Origin of the sequence: Amaricoccus sp. B4, assembly GCF_043226085.1 — a bacterium.
Lineage (GTDB): Bacteria > Pseudomonadota > Alphaproteobacteria > Rhodobacterales > Rhodobacteraceae > Amaricoccus.
The window spans coordinates 970,459-995,043 of record NZ_CP171225.1 but is presented as its reverse complement, the minus strand read 5'-3'; the positions used below and the strand labels follow the sequence as shown (position 1 = coordinate 995,043).

Annotated in this window: 21 protein-coding genes, 1 pseudogene and 1 riboswitch; of the genes and pseudogenes, 9 read left to right on the top strand and 13 right to left on the bottom strand. The window is 67.4% G+C overall.

The window, feature by feature from the left end; all coding sequences use genetic code 11:
• The first annotated feature begins 24 nt into the window (after positions 1-24).
• The 6 genes from ACF66B_RS04765 (at position 25) to ACF66B_RS04740 (ending at position 4,768) form a co-directional block, all read left to right on the top strand.
• Positions 25-705 carry a sterol desaturase family protein gene (locus ACF66B_RS04765; protein ID WP_111430299.1) on the top strand — a complete coding sequence of 227 codons (681 nt, stop codon included), beginning with the start codon at positions 25-27 and terminating at the stop codon, positions 703-705.
• Positions 706-908: 203 nt separating this feature from the next.
• Complete coding sequence (locus tag ACF66B_RS04760; RefSeq protein WP_111430300.1) at positions 909-1,127, top strand: hypothetical protein; 219 nt, start codon at positions 909-911, stop codon at positions 1,125-1,127.
• Positions 1,128-1,358: 231 nt separating this feature from the next.
• Entirely contained in the window at positions 1,359-2,123 is a 765-nt protein-coding gene (locus ACF66B_RS04755) for a glucose 1-dehydrogenase (protein ID WP_111430301.1), read from the top strand.
• A gap of 36 nt (positions 2,124-2,159) precedes the next feature.
• Positions 2,160-3,359: an acyl-CoA dehydrogenase family protein gene (locus ACF66B_RS04750; protein WP_111430302.1), complete on the top strand. Its 1,200-nt coding sequence runs from the start codon at positions 2,160-2,162 to the stop codon at positions 3,357-3,359.
• A 3-nt stretch (positions 3,360-3,362) separates the two neighbouring features.
• Positions 3,363-4,421, top strand: a complete 1,059-nt coding sequence (locus ACF66B_RS04745; RefSeq protein WP_111430303.1) for a phosphotransferase family protein — start codon at positions 3,363-3,365, stop codon at positions 4,419-4,421.
• Complete coding sequence (locus tag ACF66B_RS04740) at positions 4,418-4,768, top strand: DUF6285 domain-containing protein (protein ID WP_392664181.1); 351 nt, start codon at positions 4,418-4,420, stop codon at positions 4,766-4,768. The genes ACF66B_RS04745 and ACF66B_RS04740 overlap by 4 nt, the downstream gene beginning before the upstream one ends.
• Positions 4,769-4,779: 11 nt before the next feature.
• Here ACF66B_RS04740 and ACF66B_RS04735 read toward each other — a convergent pair.
• Positions 4,780-4,947: pseudogene (locus tag ACF66B_RS04735) on the bottom strand (GntR family transcriptional regulator); the annotation flags it as partial.
• 140 nt (positions 4,948-5,087) lie between these two features.
• A riboswitch (TPP riboswitch) is annotated at positions 5,088-5,204 on the top strand.
• A gap of 96 nt (positions 5,205-5,300) precedes the next feature.
• On the opposite strand from ACF66B_RS04735, the gene thiC reads away from it, so the two are divergent.
• Together thiC and ACF66B_RS04725 are read left to right on the top strand one after the other, a co-directional pair.
• Complete coding sequence (thiC, locus tag ACF66B_RS04730; RefSeq protein WP_111430305.1) at positions 5,301-7,115, top strand: phosphomethylpyrimidine synthase ThiC; 1,815 nt, start codon at positions 5,301-5,303, stop codon at positions 7,113-7,115.
• 213 nt (positions 7,116-7,328) lie between these two features.
• Entirely contained in the window at positions 7,329-7,766 is a 438-nt protein-coding gene (locus ACF66B_RS04725) for an organic hydroperoxide resistance protein (RefSeq protein ID WP_111430306.1), read from the top strand.
• 52 nt (positions 7,767-7,818) lie between these two features.
• Here ACF66B_RS04725 and cysG read toward each other — a convergent pair whose 3' ends face one another.
• The 11 genes from cysG to ACF66B_RS04670 form a co-directional block, all read right to left on the bottom strand.
• The gene (gene cysG, locus ACF66B_RS04720; RefSeq protein ID WP_111430307.1) at positions 7,819-9,213 is read right to left on the bottom strand and encodes a siroheme synthase CysG; all 1,395 of its coding nucleotides are present in this window, start codon (positions 9,211-9,213) and stop codon (positions 7,819-7,821) included.
• Between the two features lie 32 nt (positions 9,214-9,245).
• Positions 9,246-11,867, bottom strand: a complete 2,622-nt coding sequence (locus ACF66B_RS04715) for a nitrate reductase (RefSeq protein ID WP_111430308.1) — start codon at positions 11,865-11,867, stop codon at positions 9,246-9,248.
• A gap of 5 nt (positions 11,868-11,872) precedes the next feature.
• Positions 11,873-12,211, bottom strand: coding sequence for a nitrite reductase small subunit NirD (gene nirD / locus ACF66B_RS04710; RefSeq protein WP_111430309.1), 339 nt, complete (start codon positions 12,209-12,211; stop codon positions 11,873-11,875).
• Positions 12,208-14,652 carry a nitrite reductase large subunit NirB gene (nirB, locus tag ACF66B_RS04705; RefSeq protein ID WP_111430310.1) on the bottom strand — a complete coding sequence of 815 codons (2,445 nt, stop codon included), beginning with the start codon at positions 14,650-14,652 and terminating at the stop codon, positions 12,208-12,210. The genes nirD and nirB overlap by 4 nt, the downstream gene beginning before the upstream one ends.
• Before the next feature lie 5 nt (positions 14,653-14,657).
• Positions 14,658-15,107 (bottom strand): globin family protein, encoded by a 450-nt coding sequence (locus tag ACF66B_RS04700; protein WP_111430311.1) that lies wholly within the window; start codon positions 15,105-15,107, stop codon positions 14,658-14,660.
• A gap of 4 nt (positions 15,108-15,111) precedes the next feature.
• Positions 15,112-15,552, bottom strand: a complete 441-nt coding sequence (locus tag ACF66B_RS04695) for a globin domain-containing protein (RefSeq protein WP_111430312.1) — start codon at positions 15,550-15,552, stop codon at positions 15,112-15,114.
• Positions 15,552-17,201, bottom strand: coding sequence for a nitrate ABC transporter ATP-binding protein (locus ACF66B_RS04690; protein ID WP_111430313.1), 1,650 nt, complete (start codon positions 17,199-17,201; stop codon positions 15,552-15,554). The genes ACF66B_RS04695 and ACF66B_RS04690 overlap by 1 nt, the downstream gene beginning before the upstream one ends.
• Before the next feature lie 22 nt (positions 17,202-17,223).
• Positions 17,224-18,303: an ABC transporter permease gene (locus ACF66B_RS04685; RefSeq protein ID WP_111430314.1), complete on the bottom strand. Its 1,080-nt coding sequence runs from the start codon at positions 18,301-18,303 to the stop codon at positions 17,224-17,226.
• A gap of 14 nt (positions 18,304-18,317) precedes the next feature.
• The gene (locus ACF66B_RS04680) at positions 18,318-19,685 is read right to left on the bottom strand and encodes a CmpA/NrtA family ABC transporter substrate-binding protein (protein WP_111430315.1); all 1,368 of its coding nucleotides are present in this window, start codon (positions 19,683-19,685) and stop codon (positions 18,318-18,320) included.
• 219 nt (positions 19,686-19,904) lie between these two features.
• Positions 19,905-21,092 carry a CmpA/NrtA family ABC transporter substrate-binding protein gene (locus ACF66B_RS04675; protein WP_111430316.1) on the bottom strand — a complete coding sequence of 396 codons (1,188 nt, stop codon included), beginning with the start codon at positions 21,090-21,092 and terminating at the stop codon, positions 19,905-19,907.
• Entirely contained in the window at positions 21,089-21,673 is a 585-nt protein-coding gene (locus ACF66B_RS04670; RefSeq protein WP_111430317.1) for an ANTAR domain-containing protein, read from the bottom strand. The genes ACF66B_RS04675 and ACF66B_RS04670 overlap by 4 nt, the downstream gene beginning before the upstream one ends.
• A gap of 352 nt (positions 21,674-22,025) precedes the next feature.
• Here ACF66B_RS04670 and ACF66B_RS04665 point away from each other — a divergent pair, with 352 nt between their 5' ends.
• Positions 22,026-22,823 carry a GH25 family lysozyme gene (locus tag ACF66B_RS04665; protein ID WP_111430402.1) on the top strand — a complete coding sequence of 266 codons (798 nt, stop codon included), beginning with the start codon at positions 22,026-22,028 and terminating at the stop codon, positions 22,821-22,823.
• Positions 22,824-22,830: 7 nt separating this feature from the next.
• Here the strand turns inward: ACF66B_RS04665 and ACF66B_RS04660 are convergent, their stop codons facing one another.
• Positions 22,831-24,423, bottom strand: coding sequence for a metallophosphoesterase (locus tag ACF66B_RS04660; protein WP_162683299.1), 1,593 nt, complete (start codon positions 24,421-24,423; stop codon positions 22,831-22,833).
• Positions 24,424-24,585: the final 162 nt, after the last annotated feature.

Here is a 24,585-nt window from a genome sequence, read left to right as displayed (position 1 = left end):
AACCGCGTCTTGGCGACCCGGCGCATGGCGCGCCGGAAACTGGCGGCGGTCTGGCACCTGCTGCTGATCGGGCCGGAGTCCTGGGTCGGCTGGCCGCCGCTTGCCGTGGTGGTCGTCGCGATCCTTGCTGGAGATTTCGCCGGCTACTGGCGCCACCGGTTCGAACATACGCCGCTCCTCCGGCCTGCGCATGCCGTCCATCACTCCGACGACGAGATGACCTGGCTCACTCTCGAGCGCTTCCATCCGGTAAACCGGATCACGACCTTCGTGCTCGACAATGCGGCGCTGCTTCTGCTCGGGTTTCCGCCCTACGCGATCATCGCGAACAATCTCGTCCGGCATTACTACGGCTATCTCATCCATGCCGACCTGCCCTGGACCTTCGGCCGGGCCAGCCTCGTCCTCGTTTCCCCGGCGATGCACCGCTGGCACCACGCCGCCGATCCGCTGTATTTCCAGACCAATTTCGCCACCGTCTTCTCGATCTTCGACCGAGCTTTCGGAACCTACCGTGTGCCGGGGCCCTGCACGGCGCCGCTCGGGGTAACGGAGGCGCTGCGGCCGACGCTGGGCGGGGAGTTCGGCTACATGTTCGAGCCTCGCGCCTATCGCGGTTTGCGTTCGGGCGCCGCCGGGCTCTTTCGCTGGCCGCGGCGGCAGGGGCAGCCCCGTGGCGAGCCCCAACGCGAAATGATCGAGTGAGCGTTTCCGGGTCACTGGATCGGGCACTCGCGGCAGCGTAACCGGGAAAGCCCCACGCGTCGGACCAGCCCGGCGGGCGTCCCGGCCGACAGTGCGGAGGATGACCGACCTTCCCGATTCCGCCGACCTCGTTCCCATGCGATCGCGCGCCGGCGCAGTCCCGATCCGGGAGAGATCATGGCGGCGCAGAGCTTTGCCATCGATTGGCCAAACACGCGTCACTCGTCGAGCGCCCTGTGGCCGCGCGGAGGGCGGAGGCGACGACGATCCGTGTCGGCGGGCGGATCAACGAGACCCCGGACGACACGAATTCTGGCCGGCCGGTGGGTGTCTCGGCGGATGTGGGGGCCCTCGGCACAATTCCCTGCCGCGATCTCGACGACATGCCGGCCGCGCTTGAAGCGTTGCTGCCCGGCCGTTAGCTTTCCGCCAGATAAGTCGTTTCGTCGACCGCGTTATGCCGTGCGGCCCGTGCGCCGCAACTGTTTGCGTTCCTCTTCGAAGGCTTGCTCGCTACTCGTCGATGCGGCTCAAGGAGGCATGTAAAAGTTGTGCAAGAGCGGCAGGCGCGCGCAGCCTGGGTCGTGTGCGTGAGCTTCTGGTCGCTCCAAAGAAAAAGACAATAGTGATTACACCAATGACGGGAGGGGAGATTGACCTATTTCGACCTGACGGATCGCGTGGCCCTGGTGACGGGGGCATCCTCCGGGCTGGGGGCGCATTTCGCGCGGACGCTTGCGGCGGACGGCGCCTCCGTTGCTCTGATGGCTCGCCGCGCGGATCGGCTGGCAGCACTGGCCGAGGAGATCAGCGCGGCGGGCGGCACTGCCGTCCCGGTCGCTTGCGACGTGACGGATGCGGCCGATCTGCCCCGGGCGCTTGACGCGATCGAGGGCAAGCTCGGGGTCATCGACATCCTCATCAACAATGCAGGCCTCGCCGGAGAGCACGGTTTTCTTGGCGCCCCGGCAGAAGAGACAGCACGGGTTTTCGAGGTCAACCAGGCCGCGGTGTGGAATGTGGCGCAGCACGTCTGCCAGCGTCTTTGCGCAGCGGAACAGGGCGGGACGGTGGTCAACATCGCCTCGATTGCCGGGTTGCGCGCGGTCGGGGGCGCGGCCTCCTACGCGGTCAGCAAGGCGGCGGTCGCCCACATGACGCGCATTCAGGCGCTTGAACTAGCGCGCCACGGCATCCGGGTGAATGCGATCGCGCCGGGGTATTTCGAGACCGAGCTGACCCAGGACTTCCTCGCGAGCGAGGCGGGAGCGCGCCTGCGCAAACGCATCCCCATGCAGCGCATCGGACGGCTGGAGGAACTCGACGGGCTCTTGTTGCTGCTCGTCTCCGACCGGGGCAGTTTCATCACCGGCGCGGTGATCCCCGTCGATGGCGGGCATCTGCTCGCAAGCCTCTGACCGATCATCCGCGGCTCGACAGAACAAGGAACTGACATGGATTTCTCGCTTTCCCCCGAGATTGATGCGCTGAGAGAGAAGACCCGGACCTTCATCTCCGAAACGGTGCTGCCGCTCGAGGCGGACCCGGAAAGCTACGACGCACACGAAAACATCCGCACCGATCTGCTCGACGAGATCCGTGGGAAGGCCCGTGCGGCCGGGCTCTGGGCGCCCCAGGCTCCGACGGCGCGCGGCGGCATGGGGCTGCCCGTCACGGGCTGGGCGGCGCTTTACGAAGAGGCGAACCGCTCGATATTCGGCCCGGCCTGCCTCAACTGCGCGGCGCCCGATGATGGCAACATCAACCTGCTTTCCAAGGTCGCGACCGAGGCGCAGAAGGACCGCTGGCTCCAGCCGATCATCGACGGCAAGGTCCGCTCGGCCTTCGCGATGACCGAGCCGCATCCGGGTTCGGGCTCCGATCCGGGGATGATGCTCACCCGCGCTGAGAAGACGGACAGCGGCTGGGTGGTGAACGGTCGCAAGTGGTTCATCACCGGTGCCGAGGCGGCGCAGCATTTCCTTCTCATTGCCCGCACCTCCGACGATCCGCGCCGCGGGCTCAGCGCCTTCCTCTATGATGCGAACCAGCCCGGGCAGCGCATCGAGCGGCGCATTCCGATCATGGGGCCGGAAGAGCACGGCGGCCATTGCGAGATCGTCTACGAAGGGCTCGAGATACCGGAAGAGAACCTTCTGATGACGCTCGGCGACGGGTTGAAGGCGACCCAGATCCGCCTTGGCCCGGCACGGCTCACCCACTGCATGCGGTGGCTCGGCCTCGCGAAGCGGGCGATGGAAATTGCCGCGGAATACACCTCGCGCCGCGAAGGCTTCGGCATCCGCCTCGCTGACCGGGAGTCGGTGCAGATCAAGATGGGCGAGCTTGCCCACGAGATCAGCATCGGCCGGCTGCTCGTCATGCATGCCGCCTGGAAGCTCGATCAGGGGGATTTTGCCCGCAAGGAGATCTCCTCGGCAAAGGTCCATGTCGCCAACACGCTGCACAAGGCGGTGGATACGGCGATCCAGCTCAACGGCGCGCGCGGCTACTCCAAGGATACCGTGCTCGAATGGATCTACCGCTATGCGCGGCAGGCGCGGCTCGTCGATGGCGCCGATGAGGTCCACAAGATGGTGCTCGCGCGCAGCTATGCCGCCGAGGGCATGGACTACTGGCGGTGGGGTGTCTGAGCCATGAGCGAAGCTGCAACCAACACCTCTGACGCCGTTGCCGGCCGCTTTGCGGCTCTCGGGCCCTGGCTCGCCGAGGCGCTTGGCGCCCAGCGTGTCGAGATCACCGGCATGAGCAAGCTCGCAGGCGGCGCCATCCAGGAGAACTGGAGCCTCGATGCCATCTGCGAGGGCGGTTCCCGCCCGGGGCCGCAGGCCTGGGTGCTCCGGACCGACGCGCCCTCGACCATCGCGACCTCGCTGCCGCGCGCCGAGGAATACGCGATCCTGAAGGTTGCCCATGCAGCGGGCGTGGCCGCGCCCGAACCGATCGCGCTCTGCGAGGAGGAAAGCCTCATCGGCGGCGCGTTCTATGTCATGGCGCGCGGCAAGGGCACGGCGCATGCGCGCAAGATCGTGCGCGATCCGGCCCTGCCGCAGTTCGGTGCAGCACTGGCCGAGGAGCTCGGCGAGACGCTGGCGCGGCTCCATGCCGTGACGCCGCCCGTTGCCGATCTTGCCTTCCTGCCGGTGCCGGAGGGAAGCCCTGTCCTGCATCGGATCGCACAGTATCGCGCCGATCTCGACGCGCTGCCGGGCGGGCATCCGGTGCTCGAATATGCGCTCAACTGGCTCGAGGACAATGCGCCGCCGCCGCAGGGGCCGGTGCTCTGCCACACGGATTTCCGCACCGGCAACTACATGGTCGACGGCGGGCACCTGAGCGCTGTGCTCGACTGGGAATTCGCGAGCTGGAACGACCCGGACGAGGATATCGGCTGGCTCACCGCGCGTTGCTGGCGTTTTGGCAATGACGGTTGCGAGGTCGGCGGCGTCGCGGGGCTCGATCCGTTCCTTGCTGGCTACGAGCGTGTCGCGGGCCGCAAGGTCGCGCGCGCAATCCTTCCCTACTGGCAGGTAATGGCCGAGCTGCGCTGGGCGATCATCGCGCTTCAGCAGGGCGAACGCTGCAATTCCGGCACCGAGATCACCCTCGAGCTCGCGCTCACCGGGGTCATGCCGCCGGAGATGGAGCTCAACATTCTCAACCTGATCGACATGATCGAGGAGCCCCAACCATGAAAGCATCCCGGACCGCCCGCGGCCTGCTCGAGGCCGCCTGCGCCGAATACACCAACGAGATCCTGCCGCAGCTTCCCCCCAGTCAGCGCTATGCCGGGGCCATGCTCCGGCGGGCGCTGGATGTGCTGCTGGCCGAAGCCGCGGCGGCCGAGCCGCCCGAGGCCGTGTTGGAACGCGAGGGTCTCGGCACGGCGACGGAGCTTGCTGCGGCCTTGCGCCGCCGCGACGTCGACGACGGACCTGCGCTGCGCCGGATCCTTCGCAGCCATGTCGAGCGCAAGCTCGAAATCAGCAATCCCCGCTTCCTCGAGGAAACGCGGGCCGCAGGCGCAATCTCCCGGGCGTAGAAACGTCGATTGGGCACGAAGGTCATGACGTCCTCATGCACCAGCCGGTTGAGCGCCTGCCGCACAGGTCTGCGCGAGACGCTGAACATCTGGGCAAGCTTGACCTCGTTCATCCGCTCGCCGCGCCGGAAGCGATATCCGACCGCCTTCTCCTTCACATGGCGATAGGCCGTCTCCATCACATCCGCGGCGGGCTTGGTCCGGGCAGGTTTGGCGGCCCTGACGGCTTTGGCCGTTGGCATTGTGCATCCGCCGCGTGCTGCGTGCAGTCGCGCGATCCTTTCCGTTGACAAGCCCCGTGGCGCAAGGCCAAGGTCGGGGCCTTCACCTGGGGGGTCCCGTCAAGGGGCTGAGATACTGCTGGCTTAGGCAGCGCAGTGACCCATAGAACCTGATCCAGTTCACACTGGCGTAGGGATGGTGCGAGTGCTGCGCGGGGCGGATTTGTCCCCATACCTGGGTTCGGCCCGGCGGCATCTCATCCTTCCGGCTTCGAACTGGGTCTCCAACATCGAGCTTGGAGCCTCACGGAATGACCACAACCACCACCAACGGCATGCCGCAGATCACCACCGGGCCGCTGCCCGCGTCGCGCAAGATCTTTGAGCCCGGCCGGATCCACAACGAGATCCGCGTGCCCCTGCGCGAGATCGCGCTTCATCCCACTGCGGGCGAGCCGCCCGTCACCGTCTATGACAGCTCCGGCCCCTATACCGATCCGGCAGCCGAGATCGACATCACGCGCGGCCTGCCGCGCCTGCGCGAGAGCTGGATCGCCGCACGCGGCGATACCGAAGCCTGCGAGGGTCGCCGGGTGGAGCCGGCGGACAACGGCTTTGCCAGCGGTGAGCGCCTGACGCCCGAATTCCCGAACCTCGCCCGCCCGCGCCGCGCCAGGGAGGGCCGGGTGGTGACACAGCTTGCCTATGCGCGTGCCGGCATCGTGACACCGGAAATGGAGTTTGTGGCGATCCGCGAGAATCTCGGCCGCAAGGCCGCGGCGGAAGCCCGCGCCCGCGATGGCGAAAGCTTCGGCGCCGCGATCCCCGATTTCGTCACACCCGAATTCGTCCGCGACGAGATCGCGCGCGGCCGCGCCATAATTCCTGCCAACATCAATCACCCCGAGGCCGAGCCGATGGCGATCGGCCGGAACTTCCTCGTGAAGATCAATGCCAATATCGGGAATTCCGCCGTCACCTCGTCGATGGAAGAGGAGGTCGAGAAGATGGTCTGGGCGACCCGCTGGGGCGCAGACACGGTGATGGACCTCTCCACCGGCCGCAACATCCACAACATCCGCGAATGGATCATCCGCAACGCCCCGGTCCCGATCGGCACCGTGCCGCTCTATCAGGCTCTCGAGAAGGTCGGAGGCATTGCCGAGGACCTCACCTGGGAGGTGTTCCGCGACACGCTGATCGAGCAGGCGGAGCAGGGGGTGGATTACTTCACCATCCATGCGGGCGTCCGTCTCCACATGATCCCGCTCACCGTCGGCCGCGTGACGGGCATCGTCTCGCGCGGCGGCTCGATCATGGCCAAGTGGTGCCTGCACCACCATCGCGAGAGCTTCCTCTATGAACATTTCGAGGACATCTGCGATATCGTCCGCGCCTATGACGTCTCCTTCTCGCTCGGCGACGGCCTGCGCCCTGGCTCCATCGCGGATGCCAACGACGCCGCCCAGTTTGCCGAACTCGAAACGCTGGGCGAGCTGACCCGCGTCGCCTGGGCGAAGGAATGCCAGGTGATGATCGAGGGCCCCGGCCACGTGCCGATGCACAAGGTCCGGGAAAACATGGAGAAACAGCTCGGGGTCTGTGGCGAGGCGCCCTTCTACACCCTGGGGCCGCTCACCACCGACATCGCGCCGGGCTACGACCACATCACCAGCGGCATCGGGGCCGCGATGATCGGCTGGTTCGGCACGGCGATGCTCTGCTACGTCACCCCCAAGGAGCACCTCGGCCTGCCGGACCGCGACGACGTGAAGACGGGGGTCATCACCTACAAGATCGCCGCCCATGCCGCGGATCTCGCCAAGGGCCATCCGGCGGCGCGGATCCGCGACGATGCGCTCTCCCGCGCGCGCTTCGAGTTTCGCTGGGAGGATCAGTTCAACCTGAGCCTCGATCCGGAGACTGCGCGGTCGATGCATGACGAGACGCTGCCGAAGGAAGCGCACAAGGTTGCGCATTTCTGCTCGATGTGCGGGCCGAAGTTCTGTTCGATGCGGATCAGCCATGACATCCGCGCCGAGGCGCAGAAGGAGGGCATGGAGCGGATGGCCGAGAGGTTCCGCGAAGGGGGCGAGCTTTACCTGCCTCTCGACGCGGACGCCTGAAGGGCGCGCTTGCCCCGCGGCAATCCGGCGGGCGGGCCGGGGGAGCCCGGGATCCCGCCGGTCGCCCCGCGCATCGGGGGTTGCGCCTGCCGCACTGCCTGGCCGAGGTTGCCTTGTGCGGAATCATCGCTACGTCACTGCCGGTGATACTGCATGAACCGGCGCGCCGCCGCATGGGCGGCCGCCGATCCAGACGGGAGGGAGGCTTACTCCATGGATACGATCAAACCGGTTTTCACGGCGGTCGCGACCGCGACGGGCGGACGCAACGGGCATACGGAGGCCGAGGACGGCTCGGTTTCGGCCGATCTTTCTGTTCCGAAGGCCATGGGTGGCCCGGGCAAGCCCGACACGACCACGCCGGAGCATCTCTTCGCCGCGGGCTATGCCGCCTGCTACGGTGGCGCCATCGACTTCGTCGGCCGCCAGCACAAGAAGGATGCGAGCAACGCTTCCGTTACCGCCCATGTTTCGATCGGCGCCCGCGACGGCGGTGGCTTTGCCCTGGCCGTGCGCATGGTGGTCGAGGACCCCTCGCTGCCCCAGGCCGACCTCGAGGCGCTGGCCAAGGAAGCGCATGAACAGATCTGCCCCTATTCCCACGCAACGCGCGGCAACGTGGACGTGCAGATCGAGGTGAAGGGCGCCTGAGCCCGCCGGCCGCCCGGTTTCGCGCCGGGCGGCCCGCCTTCGGTTCGGCCTCTCAGGCCCCGGTCTTCAGATGGAGTGCCGGGGCCGCGCGATGATCCTTCGGGTGGCGCAGGAGCAGGATCGCGGGGTTGGCAATGCCCGCCGCCGCGATCTCCGGCGCCATCCGGTCGAGCCGGGTGTGCAGGATCTCCTGATCCGGTGCCGCGGCGCGGCAGACCACATCGACCGGCAGATCGCCGGGCAGGCCCTGGGCCAGCATGTCGGCCTGGATCCGGCCCGCATTCGCCACCGCCATGTAGAGCGCGAGCGTCGTGCCGGGGCGGAGCTGGCTCGCCCAGTCGCCCTGCGCCACGCCGTCGCGCGTCTGGCCGGTGGTGATGACGACCGTATCCGTCACCCCGCGCTCGGTGAGAAAGCCGCCGAGTGCTGCCGAGGCGGCCGAGGCCGAGGTCACGCCGGGCACGATCTCCCAGCCGATCCCGGCGGCGTCGAGAGCCGTGGCCTCCTCCGCGCCGCGGCCGAAAATTCCCGGATCGCCGCTCTTCAGCCGTACCACCCGCTTGCCCTCGCGCGCCGCCGCTACGATCACGCCATTGATCCGCTCCTGCGGCCAGGCAGGGAAGCCGACTTCCTTGCCGACATAGACGCGCTCGGCGTCGCGCCGGGCCAGCTCGAGCAGGCCGGGATCAACCAGCCGGTCGTAAAAGATGATATCCGCCTCCTGCAGCCGCTGCACGCCGCGGAGCGTGACGAGATCGCGGCTTCCGGGGCCGGCGCCCACAAGGCTCACGAAGCCCGCGGCGCTTTCCGCGCCAATGCCGCCCGCCGCAATCGCCTCCTTGAGCAGCCGCGCCGCATCCCGCTCGGCGCCGCGGGCATGGAGCCGCCGGGGCGCGTCCGAGAAGACCCAGCCCCAGAAGGCGCGCCGCCGGGCCGGGCTGATCTTCTCCGCGACCTGGTCGCGCAACCGCCCGGCCAGGGCTGCGAGATCGCCGAGCCGGGGTTCGAGCATCTCCTCGACGCGGGTCTTGATCTGGCGCGCGAGCACCGGCGCCGTGCCTTCCGTTCCGATCGCCACCACCACCGGGTCACGATCGACGAGCGAAGGGGTATAGGCGTCGCAGAGGTCGGGCGCATCGACCACATTGGCAATCACGCCTGCCGCCCGCGCGAAACCCGCGTAGGCCGCATCCCGCTCCGCGTCGCCCGTCGCGATGAAGGCCAGTGCCGCGCCCCGGAAGGTTTCTGCCGAGACCGGGCCCGCATCCTGCTCAATCCGGCCCCGGGCTGCGAGGGCCGCGAGCTCCGGATCGAGCTCTCCGGCGGCGACGACAATCGCCGCCTCGGTCTTCAGCATGAGCCGTGTCTTCTGCGCCGCTTGCTCGCCGCCGCCGGCAATCACCACGCGGCGGCCGTCAAGCCGCAGGAACATCGGGAAGGTCTTCATGACCGGTTCCTCTTCGAGATCCGCCGCTGCGCCTATTCGGCGGCGACATCAGCCGGCACGCTGGCCAGCAGGGCATTCAGTTCGGGGCGGCAGGAGCCGCAATTCGTCCCGGCGCTCAGCACCTCGCCGATTTCCGAGACCGTTCTGGCCGCACCCGAGGTTATAGCATCGAGGATGGTATTCACGCCCACATTGAAGCAGACGCAGACAACCGGCCCCGCATCGGGCTGCGCGGCGCCGGGCCGGCCTGCGAGCAATCCTCCCGCATCGCCCGATCCGAAGGCTCCTACCACATGGGCGCGGGAGACTTCCACTGGCTCGCGGGCGGTGAAAAGCGCCGCAATCACCCGGCCCTCGCGGAGCAGAGCGAAGCGCGCGAGCCCGCGCTTCGTATCGATGATGCTCGCGATCTCCGCATCCTCCGCGCCGAACATTGTCCGCACGAAGGCGTCCCAGTCCGCGGGCGTGGTTGTGCCCGCCATCTCTGTCCGCCAGCAGCCCTCGCCGCGCGCCAGCACCCAGTAGCCGTCGGCGCCGGTGAGCGCGGGTTTCTCCGCGCTCACCGCAAATCCGTGCCAGGCCGCCTCGAAGCGTTCCGCCTCGGCCCGGCCGGCCTTGAGTGCAGGCTGGCCTGAAACGGGATCGGTGACGGCAGGGATGAGCGTGCCGACCCGTCCGGCGCTCGCCGCCTGTCCCGTCCAGTGGATCGGCACGAAGAGCGCGCCCTCCGCCGTCCGCTCGGTCACCAGCGCCCGCACGATCACCGCGCCCCGCGGGCTCGAGACCCGGACGAGATCGGCGGCCCGGATGCCGCGCGCCGCGGCGTCCTTCGGATGGATCTCGGCAAAGGGTTCGGCGATGTGCTGGCTCAGGCGCGCCGATTTGCCCGTCCGCGTCATCGTGTGCCAGTGGTCGCGCACCCGGCCCGTGTTGAGTTTCAGCCCCGGTGCCGTGTCGCGGGCAGGCGGCGTGATCGCCAGCATCCGGCCCCGGCGGTCGCCGGTGAAAAAGCCGCCCTCGGCAAAGAACCGCGCCGGTCCCCCGACGGGCCACTGCACCGGTTCGAGCCGGTGATAGCCTTCGTCGTCGATTTCCGCGAGCGCACCGATGTCGAAATCCCGTCCGAGCCCGGCCGCAAGCCGCGACAGGGCGGCATGCTCGCGGAAGATGTCGGCCGCACTTTCATAGGGGAAGGCTTCCGCCCAGCCCATGCGCCGCGCGACTTCCGCCAGCGCCCACCAGTCGGGTTTCGCCGCGCCGGGGGCCATGAGAAAGCTCCGCTGCCGCGAGATCCGTCGCTCGGAATTGGTCACCGTGCCGGATTTTTCGCCCCAGCCCGCGGCCGGAAGCTGCACATGGGCAAGCTGCATCGTGTCGGTCGCGGCGTTGGTGTCGGATACGACGACGAAATCGCAGCCCCGGATTGCCGCCGCCACCCGGTCGGCATCGGGCAGGCTCACCACCGGATTGGTGGAGAGGATCCAGAGAAACCGGATCTGCCCCGCACCGCAGGCCTCGAAGAGATCGACCGCCTTCAGTCCCGGGCGCTCGACCATCGCAGGGGCATTCCAGAACCCTGCCACCGCCGCGCGATGTGCGGGGTCCTCGAGATCGAGATGTGCCGCGAGCATGTTGGCCAGGCCCCCCACTTCGCGCCCGCCCATCGCGTTGGGCTGGCCGGTGACCGAGAATGGCCCCATTCCCGGGCGCCCGATCCGGCCCGTGGCGAGGTGGCAGTTGATGATCGCGTTCACCTTGTCGGTGCCGCCACCCGACTGGTTCACCCCCTGGCTGAAGACCGTGACGACCCTTTCCCGCCCGATCCAGAGCCGGTAGAACGCGCTCAGATCGGCAAAGCTTATGCCGCAGGTCTCGGCCACCCGTTCGCGGCCCCAGACACGCGCCGCCGCCACCGCCTCGAAAAAGCCGGAGACATGCCGCGCCACGTAATCCGTGTCGATGGCCCCCTGTGCCTCGATCCGCGCGAGCAGCCCGTTGAAGAGCGCCGCATCGGTGTCGGGCCGGAGCCGCAGGTGCAGGTCGGCGAGATCGCAGGTCGCCGTCCGCCGCGGATCGATCACCACGACGCGCATCTCGGGCCGTGCAGCCTTTGCCGCCGCGATACGCTGGTAGAGCACCGGATGGCACCAGGCGAGGTTCGAGCCGACCAGCACCAGCGTGTCGGCTTCTTCGAGGTCCTCGTAGGTGCCGGGCACGGTGTCGGTGCCGAAGGCCCGCCGATGCCCCGCCACCGCCGACGACATGCAGAGCCGCGAATTGGTGTCGAGATTGCCGGTGCCGAGGAACCCCTTCACCAGCTTGTTCGCGACGTAGTAATCCTCCGTGAGGATCTGACCGGAACAGTAGATCCCCACCGCGTCGGGCCCGTGCGCCGCGATCGTCTCGCGCAGCCGCGTGGCAATCAGATCGAGCGCCGTGTCCCAGCTTGCCTCCGCGCCATGAACGCGGGGGGCAAGCAGCCGGTCCTCGAGGCCGAGCGTTTCGCCGAGCGCCGAGCCCTTGGAGCAGAGGCGGCCGAAATTCGCCGGATGATCGGGGTCTCCCTTCACCGCCGCCCCGCCTTTCCCATCCGGGGTGACGAGGACGCCACAGCCGACGCCGCAGTAGGGACAGGTGGTGCGAACCGGTGCCATGTCGCTCAGGCCCCCACGGCTGCGGCGTCGAGCAGGATGCGGCCATCCTCGACACGGACGGCATGGGCCCGCGTCCGGCCCTCGTCGGCGCCTTGCGCCGCGCCGGTCTCGAGGCTGATGACCCAGTTGTGCAGCGGGCAGGTGACGCTCCGGCCGTGCACGATGCCGTTTGAGAGCGGGCCGCCCTTGTGCGGGCAGCGGTCGTCGAGGGCATAGATCTCGCCCTCCGCGACCCGGAAGACCGCAAGGCAGCCATGCGGGGTCTTCACGACGCGCGCGCCGCGCACCGGGATGTCCTCGACCGATCCGATGTCGAGCCAGGTATCAGAGACGACGGCGTTCATTCTGCGGCCTCCTTGAAGCTGAAATCGGCCAGCGGGGTGAACTCGTGCCGGCTTCCGCCCTGTGCCCGCTCGGCCCAGGGATCCTTCTGGTAGATGGTCTGGCTGTGATCGAAGCGCGCGACGAGCGCTGCCCGTTCGGCGAGGTCATCGACGACGCGGGCCTTCACCCAGTCGAGCCCAACCTTCGCAATCCACTTGTAGGGCCGGTCGAGATACTTGGCGTTCTCCCGGTAGAGCTGGACGAACGCGACCGAGATCTCGATCGCCTCTTCCTCGCTCGCGACCGTGGTGAGCAGCTCGGTGGCCTTCAGGTCCATCCCGGCGGCGCCCCCGACCCCGATCTGGTAGCCCGAGTCGACGCAGACGATGCCGAGATCCTTGCAGGTCGCCTCGGCGCAGTTGCGGGGGCAGCCCGAGACGGCAAGCTTCACCTTGTGCGGTGTCCAGGAGCCCCAGAGCCGCTTTTCGAGCTTGATGCCGAGCCCCGTCGAATCCTGCGTGCCAAAGCGGCAGAAATCGGAGCCGACGCAGGTCTTCACGGTGCGCAGGCCCTTGGTATAGGCGTGGCCCGAAACGAGCCCGGCGGCGTTGAGATCCGCCCACATCGCCGGCAGGTCCTCCTTCTTCACGCCGAGGAGGTCGAGGCGCTGGCCGCCCGTCACCTTGAGGAGCGGCACGTCGTATTTCTCGACCGCATCCGCGATCGCGCGCAGCTCGGCGGGCGTGGTCACGCCGCCCCACATCCGCGGCACCACCGAGAAGGTGCCGTCCTTCTGGATGTTGGCATGGGCGCGCTCGTTGATGAACCGGCTCTGGTAATCGTCCTTGTAGTCGTCCGGCCAGTCGGCGAGCAGGTAGAAGTTCAACGCCGGGCGGCAGACATGGCAGCCGCAGGTGGTCTTCCAGCCGAGCTCCTGCATGACCGCCGGCATCGACTTCAGGTCCTGGGCCTTGATGAGCCGGCGCACGTCCTCATGGGTGAGATCGGTGCAGGCACAGACGGGTTTCACCGTCGGCAGGACGAAATCGTCGCCCAGCGTCACCGCCAGCACCTGCTCCACGAGCCCGGTGCAGGTCCCGCAGGACGAGGAGGCCTTGGTAACGGCCTTCACCTCGTCGAGTGTGGTGAGGCCGCCCTCGGTGATGGCCTGAACGATCTTTCCCTTGCAGACGCCGTTGCAACCGCAGATCTCTGCCTCATCCGGCAAGGCTGCAACGGCCGCCATAGGGTCCAGTGCGGCACCCCCCTGATATGACGGCCCGAAGATCAGCGTGTCGCGCATCTCCGAGATGGTCTCGCCATCGCGGATCAGCCCGAAGAACCAGCTCCCGTCGGCGGTATCGCCATACATCACCGCGCCGATCAACCGGTCGTTCTCGATGACGAGCCGCTTGTAGACGCCGCGCGCCGGATCGCGGAAGACGATATCCTCACGGCCCTCACCCTCGGCGAAATCTCCGGCCGAGAAGAGGTCGACGCCAGTGACCTTGAGCTTCGTCGAGGTCTGCTTCGGCATGAAGGCCCCACCCGCGCCATGCAGCGTGTTCGCCACCACCTTCGCCTGGTCATAAAGCGGTGCGACGAGGCCGAAGAGCTGCTTGTTGTGCTCCACGCATTCGCCCACCGCGAGAATGTCGGGGTCCGAGGTCACCATGTGATCGTCCACCACGATGCCGCGGCCGACCTCGAGCCCGGCATCGTTGGCAAGCCGCGTCTCGGGCCGGATGCCCACCGCCATCACCACGAGATCGGCCTCGATGCCGGTGTTGTCCTCGAGCATCACGCCCTCGACGCGCTCCTCGCCGAGGATCGCGGCGGTGGAGGCCCGGCACATGACCTTGATGCCGCGATCGGTCAGCGCCTTGCGCAGCAGGTAGCCCGCCGCCTCATCGAGCTGACGCTCCATCAGATGGCCCATGAGATGCAGCACGGTTACCTCCATGCCGAGCATCCGGAGCCCCGCCGCGGCCTCGAGCCCCAGCAGGCCGCCCCCGATCACCACAGCTTTCGCGCCGGGCTTTGCCGCCGCCCGCATCGTCTCCACGTCCTCGAGATCGCGGAAGGCGATGACGCCCGGCAGGTCCTTGCCCTGCACCGGGATGATGAAGGGCGCCGAGCCCGTCGCGATCAGCAGCTTGTCATAGGGCGTTTCGCCCCCCGCGCTCACCACCACCTTGCGATCGCGGTCGATCTGCGTGACCGCCTCGCCGAAGCGCGTGGTAATGCCATTGGCTTCGTACCAGGCGGTATCGTGGGTGACGATCTCCGCGAAGGTCTTCTCCCCCGAGAGCACCGGCGAGAGCATGATGCGGTTGTAGTTGCCCCGCGGCTCGGAGCCGAAGAGGGTGATGTCGTATTTCGCTGGATCGGTTTCGAGGATGTGCTCCAGCGCGCGGCCGGAGGCCATTCCGGCCCCGATGACGACGAGTTTCTCGGTCATGGCGGTCATTCTCCTGCTGCGGCCTCTGCTCCGGCGTTCCGGACGGCCGCGTTCGTGGCTGAGATCATGGCTTGGGAAATGTGGTCGTAAGCGGCGGTCCAGGCGTCACGCACCTCCGGGTTGAAGCTCTCGCCAAGCCCCTGTTCGAGGGCCCAGACCAGCGCGTCGCCGACGGGGGCGTAGTGTTCCGGCATCACGCCGTAGTGGAGATGCGAAACCGCGAGCTTCGCGGCGGCGGGTTCGAGCGCCTCGGGCCGGTCGAGCACGTCGACGATCTTGCCGAGCGTCGCCCAGAGCTTGTCGGCCTGGGTGAACATGTTCGCCCGGTCGAAGAGCGGCCTTACCTCCGGCGCGACGCTGAAGAGCCGCCCGTAGAAGAGCCCGGCCGCCTGATGCGAGACGGGAGCGATGAGATAGTAGCTCTGCTTCACGAGACCGATCTGATCGGGTGTCATCTGACTACTCCGCAGCTGAAAGTTCGGCGATGACGAGCTCGGGGTAGGCCGCGTCGATCATCGCTTGCGACAGGGCGCCGTAAGCGGCATCCCAGGCCGCCGCGGTCTCCGCGGTGAAGGCATCGCCAAGGCAGTCCTCGAGGCTTGCGAGAAGCGCCGTGCCGATGATCGCATGGTGATGCGGCGCAACCCCGTAGCTCACATGCCGCGAGGCGAGGCGCGAGATCACCGGCAGCAGCCCCTCGGCATCCCCGAGGCTCGCGACGATCCGGCCAAGCGTCTCCATCAGCACCTCTGCCTGCTCGCCCGGATCGGCCGGGAACATCGGCCGGAGCTCCGGCGCGATCCCGAAGAGCCGCTCATGGAAGCACCGGCCCGCTTCGGCCTGCATGCCGCCGAGAAGGGCAAAGCTCTCCGTGACGAGGTCCGTCTGGCGCGGCGTCATCACGCCGCGTCCTTCGTCTTGTGCGCGCCATGCTCGTACTCCTCGAGGAATTCGAGCACTTCCGCGCGGTAGTGGTAGTAGTCCGGATGCTCGAGCAGGGCCTTGCGGGTGCGGGGGCGGGGCAGGGGCACCTCGACGATCTTGCCGATGGTGGCCTCCGGCCCGTTCGTCATCATCACCACCCGGTCCGAGAGCAGGATCGCCTCGTCCACGTCATGGGTGATGCAGATCGCGGTGACGCGGGTCTGGCTCCAGACCTCCATCAGCACTTCCTGAAGCTCCCAGCGGGTGAGGCTGTCGAGCATCCCGAAGGGCTCGTCCAGCAGCAGGAGCTTCGGGCTGAGCGCGAAGGCCCGCGCGATCCCCACCCGCTGGCGCATGCCGTTCGAGAGCGAGGCGGCGGATTTGTCCATCGCATCCGCAAGCCCGACGCGTTCGAGATAGTATTCCACCACCTCCTGCCGCTCGGCCTGCGTCGCCTTCGGATAGACCCGGTCCACCCCGATCGCGACATTCTCCTTCGCGGTGAGCCAGGGCATCAGGTTCGGGCTCTGGAACACCACCGCGCGTTCCGGGTCCGCACCCTGCACATGGCGGCCGTCGAGAATGATCGCGCCCTGCGAGATCGGGTTGAGCCCCGCGGCCATGGTGAGCACCGTCGACTTGCCGCAGCCCGAATGGCCGATCACCGAGACGAACTCGCCCTTCTTCATGGTGAGGTTGAAGTCCCTGACCACCGTGAGGGGCCCTTTCGGCGTCGGATAGACCTTGTGGAGCTGCGAGAACTGCAGGTAGCGGTCCTCGGTCGTCGAGACGGCCGCGTCCGCATAGGCCGAGGGCAGCGCATGAAGCGGCACGACATTGGGCAGGCTGTGGGTCGCCGCGGATTTCGAGCGGATGCCGACATCCATGAGATAGCCGGTGATCTGCGCCCGCAGGGCCTTGAAGACCGCATTGTCGTTGAGCGAGGTCCGGTCGCGCGGCCGCTGGAGCGTGATTGCCACGTCCGGCCCCATGGTTCCGTCGGGATTGAGCACGAGAACCCGGTCCGCAAGCAGCACCGCCTCGTCGACATCGTTGGTGATCATCACCACCGTGCGGCGCTGGGCTTCCCAGATCCGCTCGATCTCGTCGGCGAGATTGGCCCGCGTGAGCGCATCGAGCGCCGAGAGCGGCTCGTCCATCAGCAGGACTTCCGGCTCCATGGCGAGCGCACGCGCCACCGAGACCCGCTGCCGCATGCCGCCCGACAGCTCGGAGGGCCGCCGGTCCCTGGCGTGGGAGAGCCCGACCATTGCCAGATACTTGTCGACCAGCGCGGCGCGATCGGCGCGGCTCCTGCCGCCATGCACCGCATTGACCGCGAGCCCGACATTGCTCGCCGCGGTGAGCCAGGGCATCAGCGCGTAGGACTGGAAGATCAGCGCACGCGACGGGTCGGGCGCGGCAATCGGCTTGCCCTTGTGGAGCGCCTGGCCCTGATCCGGCGTCTCCAGCCCGGCCAGAAGCGACATGAGCGTCGTCTTGCCGGTGCCGGAGAACCCGAGGATCGCGACGAACTCGCCATCCTCGACGCTGAGATTGATGTTCTTCAGGACAGGGGTGTCGCCGAAGCTCTTGGAGACGTTCTTCAACTCGAGGATGGCCATGTCGCTCTCCCTCAGGCGCGGCTCAGCTGCGCGCGTTGTGGCTGACGGCCGACTGGATCGCGAACATGATCCGGTCGAGGATGAAGCCGATGATTCCGATTGTGAGCACCGCGACGATGATCTTGGCGAGCGACTGCGAGGAGCCGTTCTGGAACTCGTCCCAGACGAACTTTCCGAGCCCCGGGTTCTGCGCCAGCATCTCGGCGGCGATCAGCACCATCCAGCCAACCCCGAGCGAGAGCCGGAGCCCGGTGAAGATGAGCGGCAGCGCCGAGGGCAGCACGAGCTTGGTGATCTTGGTCCAGGCCGAGAGCTTCAACACCTTGGAGACGTTGACGAGATCCTTGTCGATCGAGGCGACGCCATGGGCGGTGTTGATGAGCGTCGGCCAGAGCGAGCAGAGCGTCACCGTGATCGCCGAGACGAGGAAGCTCTTGGAAAACATGGGGTTGTCCGACACATAGAGCGCCGAGACCACCATGGTCACGATCGGAAGCCAGGCGAGCGGCGAGACCGGCTTGAAGATCTGCACGATCGGATTGAGACCCGCGTTCACCGCCGGGGAAAGTCCGGACGCGATCCCGAGCGGCACCGCGACCACCGTGGCGATCAGGAAGCCGAACATCACCGTCTTGATCGAGGTCCAGATCTGTCCGTAGTAGGTCGGCTTGCCGGTGTAGTCGCGCCACTTGACCCGGTCTTCCTTGCCCTGATCCACGAGCTGGGCGTTGCGCTCCTCCTGGCGTTCGTAGAAGGCGTCACGCTTGGCCGCCTCGCGGGCGGCGTCCTTGTCGAGCGCCACGGCCTGGTCCCAGACCTGCACCGGGCCGGGAATGGCGCCAAGCGAGGTCTGGACCTGCGGGGCCAGCCAGGCCCAGACCAGCAGGAAGAGAAGGATCGAGACGAGGGGTATGCCCACGATCCGTCCCGCCTGCCGGAGGTTGGCGGCCGGAGCGTCCCCGGCGGCAGCGCGCAGAAGCGGCGGCACGAAGCCGAGCGCCAGCACGTTGAGGGTGCCTTCCATCCGGGCGATGCGGGCAAGGCGGCGGTTGAGACGCTCTTCGCGGAGGGCGTCGGGGGCGGTGTCGGCTGCGATTGCCATGGTCCTCGGTCTCCTCAGCCTTCGACGCCGTTGCCGGTGACGGTCTGATCGCCCTTGAGGCCGATCGGGAACTGCTCGAGATAGGCGTTGGGCGTGTGGCCGTCATAGGCGACGCCATCGATCATGTCGGAAACCGGGGCGCGGTAGCCGTCGGCGTCCCAGGGGAAGTCCGCTTCGTCGGCGAGCCCCTCGTCCACGAGCATCCGCGCAGCCTCGAGGTAGATCTCGGGCTTGTAGACCGACTTCGCGACCTCGTCGTACCAGCTGTCGGGTTTGGCTTCGGCGATCTGGCCCCAGCGGCGCATCTGGGTGAGATACCAGACCGCATCCGAATAGTAGGGATAGGTGGCGTTGTAGCGGAAGAAGACGTTGAAGTCGGGCACCTCGCGGGTGTCGCCCTTCTCGTATTCGAAGGTGCCGGTCATGGAATTGGCGATGACCTCCGGGTCGGCGCCGACATATTCCGAGCGCGACAGGATCTCGACCGCTTCCGGACGATTGGCGTTGTCGTTCTCGTCGAGCCAGATGGCGGCGCGGATCAGCGCCTTGGTGATGGCAAGCGTGGTGTTGGGATTCTGCTCGACGAACTCCGCCGTGAGCCCGAAGACCTTCTCGGGATTGTTCGGCCAGATCTCGTAATCGGTGATCACCGGCACACCGATACCCTTGAACACCGCCTGCTGGTTCCAGGGCTCACCCACGCAATAGCCGTTGATCGTGCCAGCTTCGAGGGTCGCGGGCATCTGCGGCGGCGGGGTGACCGAAAGCAGCACGTCGGCGCCGATCTGGCCGGTGATGTTCTGCGGGCTGTAGAATCCCGGCTCGAGCCCGCCGGCGGCGAGCCAGTAGCGCAGCTCGTAATTGTGCGTCGAGACCGGGAAGACCATGCCCATGTTGAAGGTCTTGCCCTCGGCGCGGAAGGCCTCGACCACCGGCTTGAGCGCTTCGGCCGAGATCGGATGCACCGGCTTGCCATCCTCGCCCACCGGGATGTTCGGCTTCATCATCTCCCAGACCTCGTTCGACACGGTGATGCCGTTGCCGTTGAGGTCCATCGAGAAGGGGGTGACGATGTGGGCTTCCGTGCCGAAGCCGATGGTGGCGGCCAGCGGCTGGCCGGCGAGCATGTGCGCGCCGTCGAGCGTGCCGTCGATCACGCCGTCGAGCAGAACCTTCCAGTTCGCCTGCGCCTCGAGCGTGACGAAGAGGCCCTCGTCCTCGAAATAGCCGTTCTCGTAGGCCACCGCGAGCGGGGCCATGTCGGTCAGCTTGATGAAGCCGAAGGTCAGCTCGTCCTTTTCGACATCGAGCATTTCCGCATGGGCGGTGCCGAGCGAGGCGAGAAGGCCGAGGGCGGTGGTGGTCGCAAGGATGGAACGCATTCGTCTCTTTCCTTCAGGGAGTCAGGGGAGGGCAGAGGCCCGGAAACGGAAAAAGCCGCCCAATCCGAATCGCGATCTTGCGACTGGATTGAGCGGCTTTGCTCGGACTGCCCCAGCATCGGGGCGGAATTCTGACCGGTTCAGCGTCGAACCGTTGCGGACCTTATCTCACCGCTGCACTGCAATATCAAGTAATTTTTTACACCTTTTACGCCGGCCTCATTGCGCGGGTCCGGCAACGGGGGCCAGGTCCTCGGGATCGAACACGCGCCCGTCGCAGAAGCTGTCGGGCCCGAGGATGAGCCGGCCGAGGGTCGAGGCGACCTCGGTGCGGTGCTGCAGCGCCCCCTCGAGCTTTTCCGAGGCGCCCGGCAGATCCGCGCCGATCGGTCCCACGGCCGCGCGGTAGATGTCGCTCCGGAAGCAGCTTCGCGCCACGTCGCGGAGCGGCCCGGCCGGCAGGCCGGTCTCGCGCGCCAGGGCTTCGGCGATCCAGAGCGCCTGACTCCGCCAGGGAAACGTCGCGGCAGCGTCGAAGAACTCCACGCTCCGCCGCACCCGCTCGACCCGTCCATGGCCGTTGACCACGATCCGCCCCGAAAGCACCCGCTCGAGGATTTCCGCCGGCACGCCGAGATAGCGGTCGAGTGCCAGGAGCTCGGTGGCGACGCCGATATTGCCCCGCTCCGAGATCCACTTCGCCGCCCGCCACACCGCGCGGACCAGCGCCTCGGCGACACGCGGATTGGCCTCCGCCCAGTCCCGCCGCACCGCCAGCACCTTCTCGGGCGCGAATTGCCAGATCGCCTTGGTCGGCAGCAGCAGATCGGCCGCCCCGCGCTCCACCGCGACGGACCCCCAGGGCTCGCCGACGCAGAAGATGTCGATGTCGCCACTCGCCACCGCGTCGGCCATCTGCGGCGGGGGGACGACCACGAGCTGATGAGCCAGCGGCTGGCCGGGTCGGTTCAGCCAGTAACCGAGCAGCAGCGCATGCATCGAATAGGGGAAGGGCACCCCGATCCGCAGCCTGCCGCGCGCGGTGCGGGCAAGCGCCTCGCCCACCGCGGCGGCATCCGTGAAGCCGAGATCGGCCGCGCCCATGCGGTCGGCCATCTCGGGCCGAACCCCGATCATCGAGCCGTTGACCGAGAGCACCGAGAGCGCGTCGAGTTCCGCCTTGAGCCCGCCGATACCGGCCGAGAGCGCCACCACCATCGGCGCCACCATATGCGCCGCCTGATACTGCCCCCAGACCAGCCGGTCGCGCTGGGTCGCCCAGGAAGCCTCGCGGTGAAGCGTGAGTTCGAGCCCTTCCTCGGCGGCAAAGCCGATCTCGCGGGCCACCACCAGAGGGGCCGCGTCGACCAGCGGCACGAAGCCCACATCTACCGGCACATGGCTCATTTCAGCAGTTCCAGCGCGGTGATGAGGGCCGCCGCGATCTCGGCAAGCTTCTTGCCCTGATCCATCGCCGTGCGGCGCAAGAGCGCATAGGCCTCCTCCTCTCCGATCCCCTTCGCCTTCATCAGCAGGCCCTTCGCGCGGTCGACGGTCTTGCGCTCCTCGAGTGCGGCCTTGGTCGCGTCGAGCTCGGAGCGCAGGCGGGCCACCATGTGAAATCGCGCGATCGCCGCCGTCAAGACCGGCCGGATCCGCTCGCGCGCCAGCCCGGCCACCACATAGGCGCTCACGCCCGCCTCGATCGCCGCCCGCATCACCTGCTCGTCGGAGCGGTCGACGAACATCGCGACCGGGCGTTCCTGCGGGCTTGAGGCAAGCGTCAGCGCCTCCAGCACATCGCGGTTCGGGTTCTCCAGATCGATGAGGACCACATCCGGGTCGATCGCGGCGAGCTTGCGGGCAAGCCCGGTGTCATCGCCGATCACGGTGACATCGTGATCGCCGGTGTCCTGCAATCCGTCGATGATCATCATGGCCCGGTCGCGGTCCTTCTCGACGACGACGATCCTCAGCCTGTCTGCCACGCGCGATACCCCTCCCGGGTGTGCCCTGCGGACCCGCACCAGCGGGCCGGGCCTTGCTCCAATCGGCCATCGGCCGCGCCCGAGATCAACCGGAAAGCGCGGCCGGGTGCCGGAAATCTCGCCGCCGCGCGTCAATCTGCCGAGGATTGCACCAGTGCATTTCCCTAAAATTGCACATGTGCATCCGGCGGGGCACGGTGCGGGAAGATTGCCGCAGGACCGTCAATCTGATACGCTTTCGACCACGCGCGAGGCGAACAATGCCAAAGAAGCAGATCGCCCGAGCGTGACAGGCAGAGACATACCGGAGCAGAGATCCTTGCGCGGCCTATCCGTACTCCTTGCGGCAGTGATGCTCGCCGCCTGCGGACCCTCGCGTCCGCCATCCCCCCCGCCCGCCACCATGGCCACGAGCCCGGTCATCGCGGCCCTGAGCGCCAGCCGCGCCGTCGCCGTCGCCCCGCGATTCGACGACAGCGATCCCTGGGAATGGTCGGCCGTCGCCCCCTGGCACTACCCGGTTCACGGCGTGGACGTCTCGAAATACCAGGGCGACATCGACTGGACCCGGGTGCGGGCCTCCGGCGCCTCCTTCGCCTTCATCAAGGCAACAGAAGGTGGCGATCACACGGACGACCGGTTCTTCGACAACTGGCGCGGCGCCGCGGCCGCCGGCCTCCCCCGCGGCGCCTATCACTACTACTACTTCTGCCGCCCCGCAGCCGAGCAGGCGCGCTGGTTCATGGACCATGTGCCGCGCGATGCCTCCGCCCTGCCGCCGGTGCTCGATGTGGAATGGAACCACCTCTCGCGCACCTGCCCGCTGCGTCCCGCAGCCGAGCGCGTGCGGGCGGAGATGACAACCTATCTCGGCCTCGTCACCCGGCATTACGGCAAGCGCCCGCTGATCTACACCACGGTGGATTTCTATCGCGACAACGAGCTCTGGCGGGTGAAGGGCTACCAGTTCTGGCTCCGCTCGGTCGCCGATCACCCCTCCAACACCTATCCGGAACAGCACTGGACGTTCTGGCAGTATACCGGCACCGGTATGGTGCCGGGGATTGCCGGGGATACCGACATCAACGTCTTCTCCGGCACCCGGGACGAATGGCTGCTCTGGGCGGGCGTGGCGCTGCCGCCGACCTGAGGCGCGGTCAGCTCTCGACGCCGAAGGTCACCGAGAACGGATGGCCGTAGCGGGCGATGCTGCCGATGGGCCCCCAGGGCCCGTTGGGATCGCCCGCCTTCGTCTTGAACCAGCTTCCGCCCGAGCAGGTATTCGGCAGGACGCCGGTCGGGCAGTCGAAGGCGAAGGTGTAGGAGGCGCCGCCCGGATACTGGTAGGTCACCGAGCCGTCCGATCCATGCCCACCCGGATAGTCGGTGAGCCAGATGCGCGCCACCGAGTTCGGCGCGATCTGCTGCGGCAGCGGTCCGGTGAGATAGCCGTGCCCGATCGTCGATCCGGTGAGGGTCAGCGGAAAGCCCTGGTTGTTCTCGATGGTGATGTAGCAGGAAAAGTCCATGGCCGGGGGCGGCACGGGCGAAACGCTCGCCGCCGGGCAGGGCACGATCTCGATCGGCCCGGAAGAGGACTTGCGCGCCTGCAGCAGCGTTGTCTGCTTCGTGTCGCGGTCGATCACCGCAAACGAGATCTGCTGGGTGCCCATGTCCGGAACCGACGGGCATTCGAAGCCCGAATTGACATAGTTGATGACGCCCCCGGTCATGCCCGCGATCGGCACATGCGTGTGGCCCATGACCACGAGGTCGTATCCATTCTGGATCGAGGCCTGTTGTGCGAACCAGCCGAGATACCAGGCCAGTGCATCGGCAAGCGCAGCCTTGTAGGCCGCGATCTGCCCTGCCTCGGGGCTGTTCATCAGCGCGGCCTGCCGTGCGGCCCAGTTGGACCAGAGGTTCTGGTAGACCGTTTTCACCTCGTCGAGCGTCGTCGTGCCGCCATCGAGCATCACGATGGGATTGGTGTCGTTCCACCCCATCTGCCCGGCGACCCAGTTGAGGAGCAGCGCGGGGATGTTCGCGTTGTTGCCGCCCGATTTCCAGGGCTCCGAAAGGGTCGCGAGCAGGAAGGGCAGCATGGTGATACCCATCGGTGCCCCCTGTCCGGGCAGATCCGCGACCGTCTGCCCAGGCTGGAGCGTCCTGGCCCAATGGCTCGCGATCATCCGCGTGACGAAATGGCCGACCGGCATCGGTTCCCAGCTGGTATTCTCGTCGGGCGCATTGAAGAGCGTGTAGTAATGCCCGTGCCCGAGCGCGATGCCCGAGGGTGCGCCGCTCGGCAGCATCGGCTGATAGAACCCGAGCTCATCGAGCCCGTTGCCCACATCGAGGAACTTCGGCGAGTGCCCCTGCGGGCTCACGATCTCGCCAATGTCTGCCGCGGTCACGTTCATGTCGTGATTGCCGGTAAGGTAGTAGACCTCGCCGCCGAGCGCATCGATCGTCGCGCCGAGCGCGCCTGCGCTCCCGAAGATGTTGGGATTTGCTCCGGTGATGTCGGTGAAGCCGGGCAGGGGGTTCTCGCAAGGGTAGGTCCAGAAATCCACCAGATCGCCGAGCAGGACGAGCTGGTCGATCGAGGCCGCATTGTCCTTCACCCATTGCAGGATCGCGATGAGGTAGGGCTCATGCACGCTTGCCTGATACCAGCATGTCGGCTGGTTGGTCCCGATATGCACGTCGCTCAGCACGACGATGTTGCTCTTTGTGTCGAAGTTCACTGTGATATCCCCCCCGTGTTGGGAGACGGGGCCCGGCAGGTCCCGTCCCTTGCGGTCTCATTGCGGGCTGACTCGGTAAGGGCGCGGTTGCAAAGCTCCGCGTCGGGAACAGGTCAAATCTCTCACGCTCCGCAGTTCGCCCCCTGTATTTCCAGAGGGTCT

Excerpts from the sequence above, each read along its gene's own strand:
- ACF66B_RS04680 (WP_111430315.1), bottom strand. The coding sequence starts at position 19,685 with ATGCGTTCCATCCTTGCGACCACCACCGCCCTCGGCCTTCTCGCCTCG.
- ACF66B_RS04675 (WP_111430316.1), bottom strand. The coding sequence starts at position 21,092 with ATGAGCCATGTGCCGGTAGATGTGGGCTTCGTGCCGCTGGTCGACGCG.
- ACF66B_RS04665 (WP_111430402.1), top strand. The coding sequence starts at position 22,026 with ATGCTCGCCGCCTGCGGACCCTCGCGTCCGCCATCCCCCCCGCCCGCC.
- cysG (WP_111430307.1), bottom strand. The coding sequence starts at position 9,213 with ATGAAGACCTTCCCGATGTTCCTGCGGCTTGACGGCCGCCGCGTGGTG.
- ACF66B_RS04700 (WP_111430311.1), bottom strand. The coding sequence starts at position 15,107 with ATGACACCCGATCAGATCGGTCTCGTGAAGCAGAGCTACTATCTCATC.
- nirD (WP_111430309.1), bottom strand. The coding sequence starts at position 12,211 with ATGAACGCCGTCGTCTCTGATACCTGGCTCGACATCGGATCGGTCGAG.
- nirB (WP_111430310.1), bottom strand. The coding sequence starts at position 14,652 with ATGACCGAGAAACTCGTCGTCATCGGGGCCGGAATGGCCTCCGGCCGC.
- ACF66B_RS04725 (WP_111430306.1), top strand. The coding sequence starts at position 7,329 with ATGGATACGATCAAACCGGTTTTCACGGCGGTCGCGACCGCGACGGGC.
- ACF66B_RS04690 (WP_111430313.1), bottom strand. The coding sequence starts at position 17,201 with ATGGCCATCCTCGAGTTGAAGAACGTCTCCAAGAGCTTCGGCGACACC.
- ACF66B_RS04695 (WP_111430312.1), bottom strand. The coding sequence starts at position 15,552 with ATGACGCCGCGCCAGACGGACCTCGTCACGGAGAGCTTTGCCCTTCTC.
- ACF66B_RS04685 (WP_111430314.1), bottom strand. The coding sequence starts at position 18,303 with ATGGCAATCGCAGCCGACACCGCCCCCGACGCCCTCCGCGAAGAGCGT.
- ACF66B_RS04745 (WP_111430303.1), top strand. The coding sequence starts at position 3,363 with ATGAGCGAAGCTGCAACCAACACCTCTGACGCCGTTGCCGGCCGCTTT.
- ACF66B_RS04715 (WP_111430308.1), bottom strand. The coding sequence starts at position 11,867 with ATGGCACCGGTTCGCACCACCTGTCCCTACTGCGGCGTCGGCTGTGGC.
- ACF66B_RS04740 (WP_392664181.1), top strand. The coding sequence starts at position 4,418 with ATGAAAGCATCCCGGACCGCCCGCGGCCTGCTCGAGGCCGCCTGCGCC.
- ACF66B_RS04750 (WP_111430302.1), top strand. The coding sequence starts at position 2,160 with ATGGATTTCTCGCTTTCCCCCGAGATTGATGCGCTGAGAGAGAAGACC.
- thiC (WP_111430305.1), top strand. The coding sequence starts at position 5,301 with ATGACCACAACCACCACCAACGGCATGCCGCAGATCACCACCGGGCCG.
- ACF66B_RS04765 (WP_111430299.1), top strand. The coding sequence starts at position 25 with ATGGCGCGCCGGAAACTGGCGGCGGTCTGGCACCTGCTGCTGATCGGG.